Raw genomic sequence first — 18,449 nt, 5'->3', positions numbered from 1 at the left:
CAATTTGGTTAAGCCTTGGCGCGAATACGGCAGGTTTGGGGTAACAATCGGTAAAAAAGCGTGAGTTGGCGCTGTTTGAGGCAGTGACTATGGTTTGCCGTGACTTGGGGATACGGAGATTCGCAACCGTCGGCACTGGCCGGCCAAGCAGGTCTCGTATAAGTCGCAGTGGGTTGTAGTGGGGCGGTTCCTGATGAAATTTAGCCGGCAAACAACGCTTCGTGCGCAAGCCTCTGTGGCAGGCGTGGGCGTTCATTCCGGTCTTCCCGTCACTCTCACGCTTGGGCCTGCGCCCGTCGACGCAGGTTTTGTTTTTGTCCGTACCGGGCTCGAGGGAAGTGACCGTGAAGTACAGGCGATCGCCGACCAGGTGATCGCGACCGATTTCGCCACCGTGCTGGGCGATCGCAATGGCCCGTTGGTTTCCACCGCCGAGCACGTGCTTGCCGCGCTGCGGGGCATGGGCGTCGACAACGCCACCATCGAGATCGACGGTCCGGAAGTGCCGATCATGGACGGCAGCGCCGCAGCCTTCATTGCGGCGATCGACCAGGCCGGTATCGTCAGCCAGCCGGCGCAGCGCCGCTTCATTCAGGTTTTGAAGCCGGTCTCGGTCAAGATCGGTGACTCCTTCGGCGAGATCCGGCCCTACGCCAACGGGTTCCGCGCCGAGGTCGAGATCGACTTCACCAATCCCGTCATCGGCCAGCAGAGCTACGGCTTCGACCTGAACCCGGAGCGCTTCCGCCGCGAAGTCGGCCGTGCCCGGACTTTCGGCCTGATGTGCGACGTCGCCCGGCTCTGGAGCGCGGGTTACGCACTCGGCGCCTCCTTCGACAATACCGTCGTGTTCGACGACGAGCGGCTGCTCAACACCGAGGGCCTGCGCTACGCCGACGAATGCGCCCGCCACAAGGTGCTGGACGTGATCGGCGACCTCGCGCTGGCAGGCCTGCCGCTGCTTGGCGTCTACCGCTCGGTGCGTGGCGGTCACAAGCTCAACCACGCTGTCCTGACCGCGCTGCTCGCCGACCGTACCGCCTGGCGGGTGGTCGAGGGCGAGGCGGTCCGCCGTACCACGCGTCCCATGGGCGAAGTCGGTCGCGGCATCGTCGGCGGTCGGGTCGCCGCGGCCTACGGGCCGGACGTGTCCTGAAGAGACCTGTCGCCACTGGCGTTCTGTTGCCGCCGGTGTTTAACGGCGGCTTTTCCCGGGAAACTCCTGGTAACGATGATCGACTAGGATTGCGGCGCGTTCGCCTTAATCCGGGCGAAATGCCTGCCTATCCGGTTGGTTCAAGGTCTTTTTTTGTTACACCGGCGTGGTCGCATGGCAGGCACCACGGCTACATTTCGCGCTCATGACGGGGTTCATGGGCTGGCGGACACCGCATCACAGGGCGTCAGGGCTTAAACTCATGTCGGCACAGCGTATGACGCGCGGATATCTCTCGGTCTCGTCTGGAGTCCGCGGACTGCTTCACGCCGCCACCTTCATTGTGCTCGCGCTGCCGCTGGCTGGCTGCGGCACCGGCGCGCTCTGGGACAAGTTCACCGCCAAGGACGACACCTTCGTCGAGGAGCCCGCCGACAAGATCTATAATGAGGGCCTGTACCTCATGAACGAGAAGAAGGACTTGAAGGGGGCGAACAAGAAGTTCGAAGAGGTCGACCGTCAGCATCCTTATTCCGACTGGGCCCGCAAATCGCTGCTGATGTCGGCCTATGCCTCCTACCAGGGCGGCGACTATGACGGCTGCATCGGCGCAGCGACCCGCTACGTCACGCTGCATCCCGGCAGCCCGGACGCGGCCTATGCGCAATACCTGATCGCCGCCTCCCATTACGACCAGATTCCGGACATCAGCCGCGACCAGGCCCGCACCGAGAAGGCGATCGCCGCGCTGGAAGAGGTGAACCGCAAATATCCGAACTCGGAATATGCGACCTCGGCCAAGGCCAAGATCGAGGGCGCGCGCGACCAGCTCGCTGGCAAGGAAATGAATGTCGGCCGCTACTACATGCAGAAGCGCGACTACACGGCGGCGATCAACCGCTACAAGGCCGTCGTCACGCAGTACCAGACCACCCGCCATGTCGAGGAGGCGCTGTTCCGGCTCACCGAGGCCTATATGGCGATCGGCATCGTCGGCGAGGCGCAAACGGCGGCGGCTGTGCTCGGGCACAATTTTCCTGATAGCCGCTGGTACAAGGACGCCTATAATCTTGTAAAATCGGGCGGTCTCGAACCGAGCGAGAATCAGGGGTCCTGGATCAGCCGGACCTTCAAGAAAATGGGTCTCGGCTAGGAAATCTGGTTCCATGCTGGCGCGTCTGTCGATCCGTGACATCGTCCTGATCGAACGGCTCGATATCGAATTCGCCACCGGGCTTGCGGTTTTGACCGGCGAGACCGGTGCGGGCAAATCCATCCTGCTCGATGCCTTTGCACTGGCGCTCGGCGGCCGCGGCGACGCCGGCCTCGTGCGCCATGGCGCGGAGCAGGGGCAGGTTACCGCCGTCTTCGATATCCCCAAAAGTCACCCCGCGACGAAGATCCTGGCCGAGAACGGCCTGGACGATACCGGCGAGATGATTCTCCGCCGGGTGCAACTGGCCGACGGCCGCACCCGCGCCTTCATCAACGACCAGTCGATCAGCGTGCAGACGCTGAAAGCGGTCGGCGCCGCGCTGGTCGAGATCCACGGCCAGCATGACGAACGCGCGCTGGTCGATGCCGCCACCCACCGCCGCCTGCTCGATGCCTTCGCCGGCCTGGAGAAGGACGTCGCGGCCGTTGAAGTGCTCTGGGACGCGCGCCGCACCGCCAACACGGCGCTGGAAGAGCACCGCGCCGGCATGGAGCGCGCCGCGCGCGAGGCCGACTATCTGCGCCACGCCTCCGACGAGCTCAAGCAGCTCGCCCCCAAGGAGGGCGAGGAGACCTCGCTCGCCAATCGCCGCACCACCATGATGCAGGGCGAGAAGATCGCGTCCGATTTGCGGGAGGCGCAGGAAGCCGTCGGCGGCAATCATTCACCGGTCGCAACCCTGTCGGCCGCTGTCCGACGGCTGGAGCGCCGCGGCGTCAATTCGCCGGCGCTGGTCGAGCCTGCCGTGAAGGCGATCGACATCGCGATCAACGCGCTGGAGGAAGCCGACCAGCATCTCCTGGCCGCGCTCGCCGCGACCGACTTCGACCCGGCCGAGCTCGAGCGCATCGAGGAGCGGCTGTTCGCCCTGCGCGCCGCCTCGCGCAAATATTCGACGCCGGTCGACCAGCTTGCGGCGCTCGCCGCCCAATATGCCGCCGACGTCGTGCTGATCGATGCCGGCGCCTCGCGCTTGAAGAAGCTGGAGCAGGCCGCGATCGAGGCTGACGCGCGCTACGCCGCTGCCGCCAAGAAATTGTCGATGGCGCGGCAGAAGTCGGCGGACAAGCTCAACAAGGCGGTCAACGCCGAGCTCGCGCCGCTCAAGCTCGAACGCGCCAAGTTCATGACGCAGGTCGAGACAGATGAGGCCGCGCCGGGCCCGCAAGGTTTCGACCGCGTCGAGTTCTGGGTGCAGACCAATCCCGGCACCAAGCCGGGTCCGATGATGAAGGTCGCCTCCGGCGGCGAGCTCTCGCGATTCCTGCTGGCGCTCAAGGTCGTGCTGTCCGACCGCGGCTCGGCGCCGACGCTGGTGTTCGACGAAATCGACACCGGGGTCGGCGGTGCGGTCGCGGACGCCATCGGTGGGCGGCTCGCGCGGCTCGCCGGCAAGGTGCAGGTGATGGCCGTGACCCACGCCCCGCAGGTCGCCGCCCGTGCCGACCAGCATCTCTTGATCTCCAAGGACGCCCTCGACAAGGGCAAGCGCGTCGCCACCCGCGTCAATGCGCTGGCCGCCGACCACCGCCGCGAGGAGATCGCCCGCATGCTCGCCGGCGCCGAGATCACCGCCGAGGCGAGAGCGGCTGCCGAACGGCTGCTCAAGGCGGCGACGGCTTAACCTTCGTGTCCCGGACGCGGTAGCGCGAGCCGGGACCCAGACTGTTGCCAGATGGCCCCGGATCAGCAGCACATCGCTGAAGAAGCGCTGCGCAGCATCCGGGGACACGACCTCAACCCGCCTTTACCCTCCCGCCCGCTCCATCGTATCCAAGCACCATGGCAAGAGCAGCAAAATCCAAAGCAAGGCCGCTTCGCGACGTCGCCGACCTCACCAAGGCGCAGGCCAAGGTCGAGCACATGCGGCTCGCGCTCGAACTCGAAGAGCATGACAGGCGCTACTATCAGGAGGACGCGCCCACCGCGACCGACGCCGAGTACGACGCGCTGCGCCAGCGCTTCAACGCGATCGAAAAGCGCTTTCCGGATTTCGTCAGCGCGGAGTCGCCGTCCCAGAAAGTCGGCGCCGCACCGTCGGGGCGTTTCAAGAAAGTTCGGCATTCCGTTCCGATGCTGTCGCTCGACAACGCGTTTGCCGAAGAGGACGTCCGCGACTTCGTCGGCCGCATCGTGCGCTTCCTGAAGCTCGATGACGGCAAGGTCGATTTCTCGGCCGAGCCGAAGATCGACGGTCTTTCGATGTCGCTGCGCTACGAGGGCGGCGAGCTCGTCACTGCGGCGACCCGCGGTGACGGCGCTGAAGGCGAGGACGTCACCGCCAACATCCGTACGCTCGAAGACGTGCCGCAGAAGCTCAAAGGCCGCAGCGTGCCCGACATCTGCGAGGTGCGCGGCGAGGTCTACATGACCAAGAGGGCCTTCCTGACACTCAACAAGAAGCAGGTCGAGGCCGGCGAGGCGCCGTTCGCCAATCCGCGCAATTCGGCTGCAGGCTCGCTCCGCCAGAAGGATCCGACCATCACCGCTTCGCGGCCGCTCGGCTTCTTCGCCTATGCCTGGGGCGAGATGAGCGCGATGCCTGAGGGCACGCAGAGCGGCATGATCGGCTGGTTCGAGCGCTGCGGTTTCAAGACCAATCCGCTGACCAAGCTGTGCCACTCGGTCGAAGAGCTGATCGCATTCCATCAGAGCATCGAGGAAGAACGCGCCGAACTCGACTACGATATCGACGGCGTCGTCTACAAGGTCGACCGCATCGACTGGCAGGAACGGCTCGGCTTCGTCTCACGCACGCCGCGCTGGGGCATCGCGCACAAATTCCCGGCCGAGCGCGCCATGACGGTGCTGCGCGATATCGAGATCCAGGTCGGCCGCACCGGCTCGTTCACGCCGGTCGGCAAGCTCGAACCGGTCGGCGTCGGCGGCGTGATCGTGCAGAACGTCACCCTGCACAACGAGGACTACATCAAGGGCATCGGCAACAAGGGTGAGGTGCTGCGCGAGGGGCGCGACATCAGGATCGGCGACACCGTCGTGATCCAGCGTGCCGGCGACGTCATCCCGCAGGTGGTCGACGTCGTTCTCGACAAGCGGCCAAAGACGGCCAAGGAATTCCATTTCCCGAAGAAGTGCCCGTGCCCGTTGCACACCGACGTCACGCGCGAGGAGACGGCGGCCGGCGAAGAGGGATCGCGCGCGCGCTGCACCGGCGAGTTCGCCTGTCCCTATCAGAAGATCGAGCACCTCAAGCTGTTCGTGTCGCGGCGCGCCTTCGACATCGACGGCCTGGGAGAGAAGCAGCTCCAGTATTTCTTCGACGAGGAATGGGTGAAGGAGCCCGCCGACATCTTCACGCTGGAGAAGCGCAATGCGAAGCTGAAGCTCGAGGAGATCGAGGGCTACGGCGCAACCTCGGTGCGCAACCTGTTCGGCGCCATCGAGAGCCGGCGCAGAATCGCGCTGGAGCGCTTCGTCTATGCGCTCGGCATGCGTCATGTCGGCGAGACCACGGCGCTGGCGCTCGCCCGCGGCTATGGTTCGTGGGATGCGTTCCACGACGCCTGTCTCAAGGTCGCCAAGGGCGACGAGGAGGCGATGGCCGAGATGGACGCGCTGGACCAGATCGGCGACACCGTGATCAAAAGCATCGCCGACTATTTCGGCGAGAGCCACAATCGCGGCATCGTCGAGCGGCTGACCAAGGAAGTCGAGATCGTCGACGCCGAGAAGCCGAAGAGCAATTCCGCCGTCGCCGGCAAGACGGTGGTGTTCACGGGATCGCTGGAGAAGATGACGCGCGACGAGGCCAAGGCCACCGCGGAGCGTCTGGGGGCGAAGGTGTCGGGTTCGGTGTCGAAGAAGACCGATCTCGTGGTCGCCGGTCCCGGCGCAGGCTCCAAGCTCGCGGAAGCCAACAAGCACGGCGTCAAGGTGTTGACCGAGGACGAGTGGCTGACGCTGATCGGGGAGTGAGGTCTCTCCCTGTCATTGCGAGGAGCGGAGCGACGAAGCAATCCAGAATCTTTCCACGGAGACAGTCTGGATTGCTTCGCTTCGCTCGCAATGACGGTGGGGGCACGCCCTGCGCCCCTCTCACATCATCCCCGTCTCTTCCTCCTCCGCCTGCTCGATGAGCGTCTCGCTCACCACCAGCTCGCGGCGGGGGACGACGAAGATCATCGTGCAGGCGCAGAGCAGCGAGATCACGAGGACCGCGGAGGTCAGCGGCAGCGTGGTGGCGGAGTGGCCGCCGAGATAGGCGCCGAACTGCGACATCAGCGCGCCGATGCCCTGCTGGAGGAAGCCCATCGCGCCTGACGCGGTGCCCGCGGCCTCAGGGCGGATGCTGATGGCGCCGGCGGCGGAGTTCGCCATCACGAAGGCATTGCCGACCATCACGATCATCTGTGTGCCGAACAGCCATGCGGGTGCTTCGTTCCAGCCCGTAAAACTCCAGAGCAGGTTCAACAGGCTGCCGCAGAGTTGCAGGCCGAGCCCGAACCAGATCAGCTTTTCCAGCGAGTGTCGCGGCGCGAAGCGCACGCAGAGCAGATTGCCGACGAGATATGCGAAGCCGGTCGTAGCGAACCAGGCGCCATATTCGGCGCTGGTCCGGCCCATCTGCGTGACGACGATGTAGGGGCCGCCGCCGGCGAAGGTGAAGATAATCTGGGACGCCAGCACCTGGCACATCACATAGCCGATGAAGGCGCGGCTCTTGATCAGGGTGCCGACGTCGCTGCGAAAGCCGCCGCTGCCGACCGCGCGATCGCGGCGGGTCTCGGGCAGCGCGATCGCGATGCCGATTGCGACCGCGATCGCGCCGATCGTGACGGCGTAGAAGATCGCCCGCCAGCCGAATGCGGTCTCGATCAGGCCGCCGGTAAGCGGTGAGACCATCTGCCCGATCATGAGCGCTGCGACGACGAGGCTGATCATGGAGGCGACGCGGTCGCGCTCGTAGACATCGCGGATGATGGCGCGGCTCACCACCATGCCGGATGCGCCGCCGAGCGCCTGGAAGAAGCGCGCTGCGATCAGTTGCGGCAGGGTTTCGGCGAAGATGCAGGCGATGCTCGCCGCGACCATCAGCGCGAGGCCGCCAAGCAGCACCGGACGCCGGCCGAACTTGTCCGACAGCGGTCCCATGATGAGCTGCGACAGTGCGATGCCGACCATGTACAACGACACCGTCATCTGGGCGATCGAGATGTCGCGGCCGAACGTCGTCGCCAGCACGGGCAGCGCCGGAACCAGGATGTAGAGCGAGATCGGCGCGATCCCGGTCATGACGACCAGCAGCAGCAGCACCACGCGCGAGGTCGCGATGTTTTTCGTCGGCGCCTCCGGCGGCCTGCTGATCATGCCGTGCATAGTCGTCCGTCTTTCGAAGTCGAATCGACTGTAGCGTGCTCGCGCAAGACGGATATCGGCGTTTCGGAATGCGGCTATTCGGATTTCGGGACGGTTGTGATAACAGCGTGTGGAGACCGTTATCTTACGGGGCGCGTGTGCTGAGATGTTGTGCGGTCGTGCCACATCTTCGGTGTCATTCCCCGCGAAGGCGGGGAATCCAGTATTCCAGAGGCCGTAGTGATTGAATCGAGAGGCTGCGGCGTACTGGATGCCCCGCCTTCGCGGGGCATGACAGCGAGTGTGAGGTGAGAGCGTTGCGCAAATCGCGTAGCGCCATGCATCTCCGGCGCGCGGTTACGACTTCAACTCCGCCGTCGCCTGATCGAGCCAGACCTTCGTCGCCTCGTCCAGCGCCGGCCGCACCTCGGCGCGGACGCGCGCGTGGTAGGCATTGAGCCAGTCGAGCTCGTCCTTGCCCAGCATCGCGACATCGATCAGCCGGCGGTCGATCGGCGCGAGCGTCAGCGTCTCGAACGCGTTCATCGATTTCTCCGCGTCCTTGATGTCGGCGGCGACCACCAGCTCGAGGTTCTCGATGCGGATGCCGAAACCGTCGGTCTTGTAATAGCCCGGCTCGTTGGAGAGGATCATGCCGCGCTTCAGCGGCGTGGTGCCGAGCTTCGAGATCCGCGCCGGTCCTTCGTGCACACTGAGATAGCTGCCGACGCCGTGGCCGGTGCCGTGCTCGAAATCGATGCCGGCGGCCCAGAGATATTGCCGCGCCAGCGTGTCGAGCTGCGCGCCGGTGGTGCCGTCGGGAAACACCGCGCGCGCGATCGCGATGTGGCCGCGCAGCACGCGGGTGAAGCGGTCGCGCATCTCGCCGGTCGGCTCGCCCACGGCCATGGTGCGGGTGACGTCGGTGGTGCCGTCCTCATATTGCGCACCGGAATCGATCAGCAGCAGATCGCCCGGCGCGATGCGCCGGTTGCTCTTGCGGGTGACGCGGTAGTGCACGATGGCGCCGTTCGGGCCGGTGCCTGATATGGTCGGGAACGACACGTCCTTCAGTGCACCGGTGTCGCGGCGGAACGTCTCCAGCGCCTCGACCGCGTCGATCTCGGTAAGCTTGCCGCTTGGTGCCTCGCGGTCGACGAAGGCGAGGAAGCGCGCCAGCGCCACGGCATCGCGGCGGTGCGCCGTCTGTGTGCCCTTGATCTCGGTCGCGTTCTTGACCGCTTTCAGCAGCGCAATCGGATCGCTGCCGCGCACCGGCTTGCCGCCGGCGCTTGCGATCAGCCGGCTGAGCGCGTCGGCCGCGGTGGCATTGTCGAGTGCGATCGTCGCGCCGCTCTTGGCGAGTGCCATCAGCGTCGGCGCCATCGCATCGGGCTCGCGCACGTCGGCGGACTGCTCGAGATGATCGCGCGTCAGGTTCGATAGCTTGCGGTGGTCAATGAAGATGGTCGGCCGGCCGTCCTTCGGCACCAGCGCATAGGACAGCGGCAACGGCGTATGGGCGACGTCGGCGCCGCGGATGTTGAAGGTCCAAGCCACCGCGTGGCTGTCGGAGAGCACCAGCGCGTCGACGCCGAGCTTGGCGATCTCGCTCTTGATTTGCGTGATCTTCTCGGCCTCGGCGACGCCGGCATTTTGCAGGCTATGCACGGCCACGGGGGCGAGCGGCGGCTGCGGCCGGTCCTGCCAGATCGCATCGACCGGATTGCTGTCGACGGCGACCAGCTCGGCGCCGGCCTTGGCGCATGCGGCGGCGAGGCGCTCGGCTGCTGAAGAAGTGTGCAGCCACGGATCAAATCCGAGGCGGTCGCCGGCTTTCAGGTGCGTCGACACCCAGCTTTCCGGCGGCGGATCGATCAGCGATTCCACCGCCCAGGCCTTCGCATCGACCTGCTTGGCCGCCTGGATCGTGTAGCGGCCGTCGACGAAGATCGCGGCCTCATGCGTCAGCACCACCGCCAATCCCGCCGAACCGGTAAAGCCGGTCAGCCAGGCCAGCCGCTCTTCCGAGGGGGGCACATATTCGTTCTGCTGCTGGTCGGCACGCGGAATGACGAAGCCGGTCAGCTTGCGGCGGGCGAGTTCTTCACGAAGCGCGGCAAGGCGCGCCGTCAGTGCGACGCCGGCCTCGGGCTCTTCGAATGTCTGGTAGTGCGCTTCGAACATGATGGGCTCAGTCTAGGATCATGGAGATCAGTCCGCAATGTAGACGCATTTGCGTCGCATCTGGCATGGAGTGTGCTTGAAATAGTTCCATTCGAATTGAGTGGAGTACAGGATGCAGCAGTTGCGCTTCGTCCGGATAACAGGGAAATTCGAGCAGGTGGTTCATCTCAACGGCGAGGGGACACACGATGCCAGCGTTCTCGTTTGAGAAGATTTCGCCGCCGGCCCGCCGCGCGCCGGCCGCAACGACACCCAAGAAGCCGCGCGGCCTCATCAGCCAGATGATCGACCGTTTCGCCGAGCGCCGCGCGAGACGTGCCTTGCGGGGCGAGCGCGCGATGCGTCGGGACGAGAAGCCGGCGGAGTAGCGCGGCATCGATAATGCCGTAGGGTGGGCAAAGGCGCGCAGCGTCGCGCCCACCATCTTCCCGAGTTCGCGGACAAAGGTGGGCACGCTTCGCCTTGCCCACCCTACGGCGCCTCGCTCACCCCACCTTCCGCAGCAACAAGCTGCTCCACCCCTCGATCCGCAGATGCCGCAGCGGCACGAGGCCGCGCGCGCGGTAGGCGGCGATCACGGCGGGGGCCTGGTGGGTCAAGAGGCCCGAGAGGATGACGCGGGCGCCGGGTGCCAGGTGCCGCGCCATCGGGCCGGCCAGTTGCCTTAACGGGTTGGCAAGGATGTTGGCCAGGACCAGGTCGAACGGGCCGCATCTGGTAAAATCCGGTGCGGCAAATCCGGTGGCGCGGATCACCCGGACCTGGTTGCCGACTTCGTTCAGCGTCGCGTTCTCGGCCGCCACCCGCACCGAGGGCGGGTCGATGTCGGAGGCGAGCACCGCGCGATGCAGCGCTTTCGCCGCCGCGATAGCCAACACGCCGGTGCCGGTGCCGAGGTCGAGCAGGTTCGTCGGCAGGGAACTCTTCAGGACGTGGTCAAGCAACAGTAAACAGCCGCGGGTGGTGCCGTGGTGGCCGGTGCCGAAGGCGAGCGCTGCCTCAATCTCGATGGCAAGCTTGTTCGGCGCGACGCGGTCGCGGTCGTGACTGCCGTGCACGACGAAGCGCCCGGCCGGCACCGGGACGAGATCTTCGAGGCTCGCCTTGACCCAGTCCTTGGCCTCGACAATGTCGAAGATGAGCGTTTCGGCGATGTCGTTTCCTGCTGAATTTGCAATGAGTTCGCGCAGCAATGCCTGATCGGGCGGCTCGGCGAAATGGAGCGTGACGTCCCACTGTCCGTCCGGCTGCTCGAAGGCGGCGACCGCCGCATCGCCCTCGAAAAAGACCTCTGTGAGCACGTCGACGACGCGCTTGGCTGCGGCCTCGGTGCCGATCGAAAAGCTGGCGCGATGAGTGGGAGAAAGCTGCATCCTAGGGTTCCGTCAGTTCAATTTTGGGGACTTTTGTTCCCAATTTTTCGTATAACTTGCAGGTCTTGAGTTAACCTGACCGCAGGTTGTGCCCCGTAGATTTTCGGATGTTGGATCCAGCCAACACATCCTGGAATTGAATGGAGGCGAATCTTGAAGCGCATGGTTTCGAAGTTCTGGTCGGACGAGTCCGGTGCAACCGCGATCGAATACGGTCTGATCGCAGCCGGCATCGCGCTGGCGATCATCACGGTGGTGAACAGCTTGGGCACCAGCTTGAACGAGAAGTTCGGTTCGATTAGCACCTCATTGAAGTAATTTCTGCTTCCCATTTCCCAGCGGGGGCTGTTTTTCTTCAGAGGCTGTTTCCTGATCTCCGCCCGCTAGGGGGAATTGCCCCCTGGCGGGCGAGGTTCGTTTTGGCGGGCGCCGGGATGCCCACAGGCCATCCGCTCGTTTCCCGGACGTTGTCCACGGCCTTATCCCGCCACTCATCCACGGCTTTTCCACCGCCTTGTACGCGTCTCGCCGGGCCCGACGCGCGGGCTACCCACTGCTTTCGCACAGCCTTGCCAACAGCTTGCCAACAGCCTGTCCACCGCTCATCCACAGACCTATCCACGGCTTCCGAACAGCGAGCGGTGATCCCTCAGGATCACCTGCGCGGCGTTGTGGCCGGGGGCGCCGGTGACGCCGCCGCCGGGGTGGGCGCCGGAGCCGCAATGATAGAGGCCCTTCAGGGGCCCGCGATAATCGGCATGGCCCAGCATCGGCCGCGCCGAGAACAGCTGGTTCAGCGTCAGCGCGCCGTGGAAGATGTCGCCGCCTAACAGGCCGAACTGCCGTTCGAGATCGAGCGGGGAGAGGATCTGGCGGCCGAGCACGCTTGCTGCAAAGCCCGGCGCGTATTTGTCCACCTTCGCGATCATGAGATCGGCGACCTCCTCGCGATGGTCATCCCAGGACTTTCCGTCAGGCAGTTCGGGCGCGACGTGCTGGCAGAACAGGCTCGCGACGTGTTTTCCTTCCGGAGCGAGCGTGTCGTCGAGCGTGGAGGGGATCAGCATTTCGACGACGGGTGACCTGCTCCAGCCCTCCGCGCGCGCGTCGAGATACGCGCGGTCCATGTAGCCGAGGCTTGGCGCCAGGATGATGCCGGAGGTGAGGTGATCGCCGTCGCCCGGCAGAGCCGTGAAGGAGGGCAGGCGGTCCAGTGCCACATTCATGCGGAAGGTGCCGGAGCCGTTCTTCCAGTGCCGGATGCGCGCGAGGAAGTCCGGGGGCAGGGCGTCGGCCGCGATCAGCCGCGTATAGAGCAGCTTTGGATTGACGTTGGCCGCGACATATTTGGCGCGGATCGTCTCGCCGTTCTCCAGCACCACGCCCGCCGCGCGGTCGCGCTCGACGATGATTTCGCGCACACCCGCATCCGTGTCGATCGTGACGCCGCGGCCCTGCGCGGCGCGCGCCATCGCCTGCGTGATCGCGCCCATGCCGCCGATGGCGTGGCCCCAGACCCCCTTCTTGCCATTCACCTCGCCGAAGGCGTGATGCAGCATCACATAGGCCGAGCCCGCCGCGTACGGACTGGCGTAATTGCCGACGATGGCATCGAAGCCGAACAACGCCTTGACCAGATCGTGCTCGAAACGTTCATCCAGCATCTCGCCGGCCGAGCGGGTGAAGAGATCGAGCAGGCTGCGGCTTTGCTCCAGCGTCAACCCACGCAGGATGTTCGCGCTCTGCAATGCGTTCACGGCCTCGCGGATCGCGTTCGTGCCAAAGCCGTCGAGCAGGTTCGGCGGCGCCCGCAGCACGAACTGCCTCAGCACGTCGGCGATCTCTTCCAGCTCGCGCGAAAAACCGTCGAGCGCCTCCGCATCATGCGCGCTGAGCCGCGCGACTGACGCTTTCGTCCGTCCCTCGCCGGTGAGGAGATAGCTGCCGTCGGGCGCCGGCAGGAAATTTTGCGCGCGGCGTTCGACGATTCGCAGGCCCTGCTCGGCGAGACCCAGGTCGCGGATCACCTGCGGATTAAGCAGGCTGACCGTGTAGGCCGCGACGGAATTGCGGAAGCCCGGATGAAACTCCTCCGTCACGGCGGCCCCGCCTACCACCTTGCGGCGCTCGACCACGCGCACGCGCAGGCCCGCCATCGCGAGATAGGCCGCACAGGTGAGGCCGTTATGGCCAGCGCCGATGATGACGACGTCGGTTTCGCTCATGAAGGATCAAGATGTTCCACGGTCATTGCAAGATGATCCGAGCGACCGGACCCGGAATGACATCTGTATATCAGGCATTTCTCGCTGCGACATCACGAGACCCTTTATTGCCCGTTCAGGCGCCTTGTGCTCCATTGCGCGCGTCCGGCGCCCGCCGGAGGAGTTATCCGACGCGTTTTCCCCGCGCGAACCGGTGCCCACTTCGCTGGAAAACGCTTTTGCTGGAGCTTCCATGGATTCGATCGTGCAACCCGCCGCCACGGAGCAGCCCTCCTCGTCGCGCAACCGGCTGCTGCTGACGGTCTATACTGCCGCGATCTTCGTCAGTGCGCTCTTGCTGTTCTCGGTGCAGCCGCTGTTCACCAAGATGGTGCTGCCGCGGCTCGGCGGCTCGCCGGCGGTGTGGTCGGTGGCGATGGTGTTCTTCCAGTCGCTGCTGCTGGCGGGCTATGCCTATGCGCATCTGTTGATGCAGATCAGGAGCCGCATCGTTCCCGTGGTGGTGCATCTCGTGCTGCTGGCGCTGGCCTTCGCCACGCTGCCGCTCGGCATCGCCACCGCCTATGGCGAGCCACCGGCGTCGGGCTATGCGTTCTGGCTGCTCGGCCTGTTCGTGGTCTCGATCGGCCTGCCGTTCTTCGCGCTCGCCGCCAACAATCCGCTGCTCCAGGCCTGGTTCGTCCGCACCGGCCATCCTGCCGGACACGATCCCTATTTCCTCTATGCATCCTCCAACATCGGCAGCTTCCTCGCGCTGTTGTCCTATCCGTTCCTGCTGGAGCCGATGTTCACGCTGCACACGCAGAACCGGTTCTGGACCCTTGGCTATGGCCTCCTGATCCTCCTGATTGCCGCCTGCGGCGTGCTGCTGCTGCGCTCACCGAAGCTTGCCGTGGCGGACGCGCAAACCGAGGACGTGAATGCGCCCGCGCCGGGCCTGGTGACGCGGCTGCGCTGGATCTTCCTCGCCGCGGTGCCCTCAGGCCTGCTGATCGCCGTCACTGCGCACATCTCGACCGACGTCGCGGCGGCGCCGTTGCTCTGGGTGCTGCCGCTGTCGCTGTACCTGCTCACCTGGGTGGTGGTGTTCCAGTCGCGGCCGCTGTTGCCACACAAATGGATGCTGATGCTCCAGCCGGTCGCGATCGCGGGCGTTGTTGTCTTGCTGGCCTTCGGCGGCGAACAGAATCTGCTGCTGACGCTCGGCGGCCACCAATTGTGCTTCTTCGTCATCGCCATGGCCTGCCATGGTGAGCTGGCGCGGACACGCCCGGCCGCCAAATATCTCACCGGCTTCTATGTCGCGCTGTCGTTCGGCGGCATGATCGGCGGCCTCTTTGCCGGCCTTGTCGCTCCATTCACCTTCTCCTGGATCGCCGAATATCCGATCCTGATCGCGCTTGCCGCGCTATGCCGGCCGCCGGCGAACGAGCGGCTGGCGAGTATCGTGAAATGGTACTGGCTGGCACTCGCCGCGCTCGCGGTGGTGCTCGTCGCGCCGTCTTACATGACCGGCGATCTCTCGACCTGGTTCGAGGATCACCGCGTCTGGGTCGCGGGCGCCGTCGGCGTGCTCGCGGCATTTCTGGCGCTCGCGCTCAACGCCGGCCGCTGGAAGATTTTTGCGACCGTGGCCCTCGCGCTGGCGCTGATCCGCGTCTATCCCGCGGACGAAGGCCGTGTCACGACGGTGCGCAGCTTCTTCGGCGTGCACAAGATCGTAGTGACGCCGGGCGGCTATTTCCATGTGCTGATGCACGGCACCACCATTCATGGCGCCGAGCGCTTCCGCAACAATGACGGCACACCGGTCGCCGGCCGGCCCGAGCCGATCACCTACTACCACAAGGACGGCGGTATCGGTCAGGCCGTCACTGCGATCCGCGAGCGCAAGGGCGCGCCGCTGAAGGTCGCTGCAATCGGCGTCGGATCGGGCACGCTCGCCTGCGCCGCCGTGCCCGGCGAAAGCTGGACCTTCTTCGAGATCGACCAGTCCATGGTCGACGCGGCAAGCGATCCGAAGAACTTTCGCTACATATCGAGCTGCATGCCGGGCCTGAAGCCGGTGATCGGCGATGCTCGCCTCACCTTCGCGAAAGAGCCCGACGGCGCTTACGATCTCATCATCGTCGACGCCTATTCGTCGGATGCGATCCCGATTCATCTCGCCACCGAAGAGGCGATGAATATCTACAAGGACAAGCTCGCTCCGCACGGCGCCGTGGTGATGCACGTCTCCAACCGCCACCTCGATCTCGAAACCGTCGTGGTCGGCATCGCCGACGCCAATGATCTGAAGAGCTGGGTCTTCAACGAGGATTCCGGGCGCGACGGTGACTACATCTTCTCGACCGACGTCGTCATCTCCGCGCGCGAGGAGGCCGACGTCGGCCGGCTCGGCTCCTCCAAGTCATGGGAGCAGACCGAAGCCGACGACAGGGTGCGGGTGTGGACCGACGACTATTCGAATATTTTGGGCGCGCTGTATCGGCGCCTGCGGGATGGGGAGTAGGGACGCCAAAGGTAAGGCGCGCATTTACGAGAGGTCGTCATCCCCGGGACAAGCCCGGCCGTGACGGCGGATACTTCACGGCGCCACCGGCGTTCCCGCCGGCAATGCAATTCCCTTCTCGCCCGCGACCTGCCGCAGCAGGTCCGGCCGGTCCGAGATGATGCCGTCGACGCCGAGCTCGATCATGCGCGTCATGTCTTCAGGCTTGTTGACCGTCCAGACCACGACGCGCAGTCCGAGTGTATGGGCTTCAGTGATCAGCGCCGCGGTGACGTCGCCGAAATAGGGCGACCAGACCGCGCCGCCCGCAGCCTTGATCGTCCGCGGCAGCGAGCCACCGTGATCGGCCGGGCTGAAACCCGCCGTCCAGTTCGTCGCCTTGTCCAACGACACCGTCTGGCCCGAGCCGCGCTGGAGCGTCAGGTACACCGTCGGAATGTTGGGCGCCTGCTGCTGGACGAGCAGCAGGGTCCGCCAGTCGAACGACTGGATCATGACGCGGTCGGAAAATCCCTCGGTCTCGATCAGTCCCAGCAGCTTCGTGACGAAACCTTGCGGGTCGCGTGATTCATCGGGATGGTTCGGATCGATCTTGGTCTCGATATTGAAGCGCGCGCGCGTATTGCCGGACTTGCGCACCAGCGCGAACAGCTCGCTCAGGGTGGGAATGCGCGTCCCCGGCACGGCCCGCTGGTCGGGGAATTGCTTCGCGTAAGAGCTGTCGGGGCGGATCTCACCGACGTCATAGGTCCTGACCTCGGCCAACCGCAGCATCACGAACGGCGTGCCGGGCGGCGCGACATAGGCGCCACTCGCATCCCGCGCGAGGTCGGGATTGAGCCGGCGCTCATGCGACACGACGACCTCGCCATCGGCGGTGATGCCGACGTCGAGCTCCAGCGTATCCACGCCCATCGATAGCGCGTTGGCGAAGGCCGGCAGGGTGTTTTCCGGCAACAGCGCGCGGCCGCCGCGATGCGCTTCGAGATCAAAGGCCATGGCTTGTCCCGCAGTGAGAACCGAGAGCACGATCAGGATTGTTGTGGCACGTGACGGCATCAAGGTTCGCAGCCCGGGTGAGAGGAGGAGCTTATGAAATCTTCGCCCGGTTCGTCCAGCTTCGTGGTCGACAGGTGCTTGACGGCGGCCGGGGAAGGCGGAAACTGGTCCTCAAAAAACAACGGTTCAGGGAGCCATTCCTATGCGGCTTATCTTCATCGCAACGATGGCGGTTCTCATGGTCGGACAGGCGCTAGCCAAGGATGTGCTTTCGGGTGCGAGCCTCTATGAAGATGTGGCGCGCTATGCGTCCTTCGGCCTGCACCGCTTCGGCTCTGCGGGCGATCGGGCGACGGCCGACTGGATCGCCGGCGAGATGAAACAGGCGGGTTTCGAAATCAGCTTCCAGCCCGTCGTGCTCGGGCGGCAATATGTCGTCGAGCGGGCCAGCGCTGAAGCCGCCGGCATCTCTGTCGAGGCGACGCCATTCTGGTGGCCGCCGGAGGACAAGGCCAGCTTCCATCTCGCCGCGCCGCTCGCGCGCGATGGCGATGCCACCGGCAAGATCCTTCTGCTCGACCTGCCGTTCGATCGCGGCGCCTATCTGGGGCCGACTCATCGTGCGGCGATCACGGAAGCCGCGGCAAGGAAGCCGGCTGCCATCTTGCTCATGATCGGAAATCCCGCCGACGACCGCTTCGCCTATAACGTCACGCAGGAGGATGCGCCCTGGCCGGTGCCGGTGATCGTGGTCGGCACGGCGTCGCGAGCGGTGTTCGAGCGCGCGCTTGCCTCAGGCGCGCCTGTGACCTTCGACGTCAAGGGCCATTACGAGCGCGATGTTGTCGGCCGCAACGTCATCGCCGAGATCGGGGCCGGCCGTGGGCCGGTCATCGTCGTCTCCACGCCGATGACCGGCTGGTACTCATGCGTCTGCGAGCGCGGCCCGGGCATCGCCAGCTTTCTCGCGCTGGCGCGCACCGTCGCTGCCGAGAAATGGCCGGCGCATCTTGTTTTCATCGCCACCGCCGGCCATGAGATCGGCCATGGCGGCATGGAGCTGTTCTTGAAGCACGGAGCGCCGGCACCGAAGGACACGCTGGCGTGGATCCATTTCGGTTCGTCGAACGCCTGCTATGCCTTCGCGGAAGGCGCCCGCACCGATCGGCCCGAGCAAGAGCGTTATCTCGTGCTGAGCAAGTCCGCCGTCGCGCTGACCGACGAGACTTTCACAAAAGTCGAGGCCAAACGTCTGGTGACGGAGAAGCAGGTGGTCGGTGAGCTGCGCGATGTGCATGCGGCGGGCTATGCCAATTTCCTCGGCATGGCTGGGCGCCATCGGGCGTTTCATACGCCGTCGGACGATCTCGCCGCGACCGGGCCCGAGATCCTCGAGCCGGTCGCGCGCGCCTTCGTCGATGCTGCGCGAAAGATCGTCGAACGCGGCAGCGCCGCGTTCCCGTAG

General features: G+C 65.3%; 13 protein-coding genes. 8 read left to right on the top strand and 5 right to left on the bottom strand.

Translation table 11 applies throughout. The annotated features are described in order from the left end of the window. Window positions 1-193: 193 nt before the first annotated feature. From lpxC to ligA, 4 genes are all read left to right on the top strand, one after another. The gene (gene lpxC / locus JQ627_RS32080) at window positions 194-1,156 is read left to right on the top strand and encodes a UDP-3-O-acyl-N-acetylglucosamine deacetylase (RefSeq protein ID WP_212488357.1); all 963 of its coding nucleotides are present in this window, start codon (window positions 194-196) and stop codon (window positions 1,154-1,156) included. 262 nt (window positions 1,157-1,418) lie between these two features. Further along, window positions 1,419-2,309: an outer membrane protein assembly factor BamD gene (locus tag JQ627_RS32075; protein WP_212488356.1), complete on the top strand. Its 891-nt coding sequence runs from the start codon at window positions 1,419-1,421 to the stop codon at window positions 2,307-2,309. A 13-nt stretch (window positions 2,310-2,322) separates the two neighbouring features. Then, window positions 2,323-3,996 carry a DNA repair protein RecN gene (gene recN, locus JQ627_RS32070; protein ID WP_212488355.1) on the top strand — a complete coding sequence of 558 codons (1,674 nt, stop codon included), beginning with the start codon at window positions 2,323-2,325 and terminating at the stop codon, window positions 3,994-3,996. Window positions 3,997-4,154: 158 nt separating this feature from the next. After that, window positions 4,155-6,308, top strand: a complete 2,154-nt coding sequence (gene ligA, locus JQ627_RS32065; protein ID WP_212488354.1) for an NAD-dependent DNA ligase LigA — start codon at window positions 4,155-4,157, stop codon at window positions 6,306-6,308. A gap of 120 nt (window positions 6,309-6,428) precedes the next feature. Here the strand turns inward: ligA and JQ627_RS32060 are convergent, their stop codons facing one another. Further along, window positions 6,429-7,709 carry a multidrug effflux MFS transporter gene (locus JQ627_RS32060; RefSeq protein WP_212488353.1) on the bottom strand — a complete coding sequence of 427 codons (1,281 nt, stop codon included), beginning with the start codon at window positions 7,707-7,709 and terminating at the stop codon, window positions 6,429-6,431. 336 nt (window positions 7,710-8,045) lie between these two features. Next, window positions 8,046-9,875, bottom strand: a complete 1,830-nt coding sequence (locus JQ627_RS32055; protein WP_212488352.1) for an aminopeptidase P family protein — start codon at window positions 9,873-9,875, stop codon at window positions 8,046-8,048. A 188-nt stretch (window positions 9,876-10,063) separates the two neighbouring features. Between JQ627_RS32055 and JQ627_RS39270 the strand changes: the two genes are divergently transcribed. Further along, window positions 10,064-10,243, top strand: coding sequence for a hypothetical protein (locus JQ627_RS39270; protein WP_249143565.1), 180 nt, complete (start codon window positions 10,064-10,066; stop codon window positions 10,241-10,243). A 117-nt stretch (window positions 10,244-10,360) separates the two neighbouring features. Here the strand turns inward: JQ627_RS39270 and JQ627_RS32045 are convergent, their stop codons facing one another. Next, window positions 10,361-11,248 (bottom strand): 50S ribosomal protein L11 methyltransferase, encoded by an 888-nt coding sequence (locus tag JQ627_RS32045; RefSeq protein WP_212488350.1) that lies wholly within the window; start codon window positions 11,246-11,248, stop codon window positions 10,361-10,363. Between the two features lie 162 nt (window positions 11,249-11,410). Between JQ627_RS32045 and JQ627_RS32040 the strand changes: the two genes are divergently transcribed. Continuing rightward, window positions 11,411-11,566, top strand: a complete 156-nt coding sequence (locus tag JQ627_RS32040) for a Flp family type IVb pilin (RefSeq protein WP_409363829.1) — start codon at window positions 11,411-11,413, stop codon at window positions 11,564-11,566. Between the two features lie 296 nt (window positions 11,567-11,862). Here the strand turns inward: JQ627_RS32040 and JQ627_RS32035 are convergent, their stop codons facing one another. Next, the gene (locus JQ627_RS32035) at window positions 11,863-13,473 is read right to left on the bottom strand and encodes an NAD(P)/FAD-dependent oxidoreductase (protein WP_212488348.1); all 1,611 of its coding nucleotides are present in this window, start codon (window positions 13,471-13,473) and stop codon (window positions 11,863-11,865) included. Window positions 13,474-13,705: 232 nt separating this feature from the next. Here JQ627_RS32035 and JQ627_RS32030 point away from each other — a divergent pair, with 232 nt between their 5' ends. Next, window positions 13,706-15,985, top strand: a complete 2,280-nt coding sequence (locus JQ627_RS32030) for a spermidine synthase (protein ID WP_212488347.1) — start codon at window positions 13,706-13,708, stop codon at window positions 15,983-15,985. Between the two features lie 75 nt (window positions 15,986-16,060). Here the strand turns inward: JQ627_RS32030 and JQ627_RS32025 are convergent, their stop codons facing one another. Further along, window positions 16,061-17,044: a glycerophosphodiester phosphodiesterase gene (locus JQ627_RS32025; protein ID WP_212488346.1), complete on the bottom strand. Its 984-nt coding sequence runs from the start codon at window positions 17,042-17,044 to the stop codon at window positions 16,061-16,063. Between the two features lie 142 nt (window positions 17,045-17,186). Between JQ627_RS32025 and JQ627_RS32020 the strand changes: the two genes are divergently transcribed. Continuing rightward, window positions 17,187-18,449, top strand: coding sequence for a hypothetical protein (locus JQ627_RS32020; protein ID WP_212488345.1), 1,263 nt, complete (start codon window positions 17,187-17,189; stop codon window positions 18,447-18,449).

This window comes from Bradyrhizobium liaoningense, assembly GCF_018130785.1.
Taxonomy (GTDB): Bacteria; Pseudomonadota; Alphaproteobacteria; order Rhizobiales; family Xanthobacteraceae; genus Bradyrhizobium; species Bradyrhizobium liaoningense_A.
Note: the sequence above shows the minus strand (reverse complement) of the source record. Positions and strands in the feature narration are given on the sequence as shown.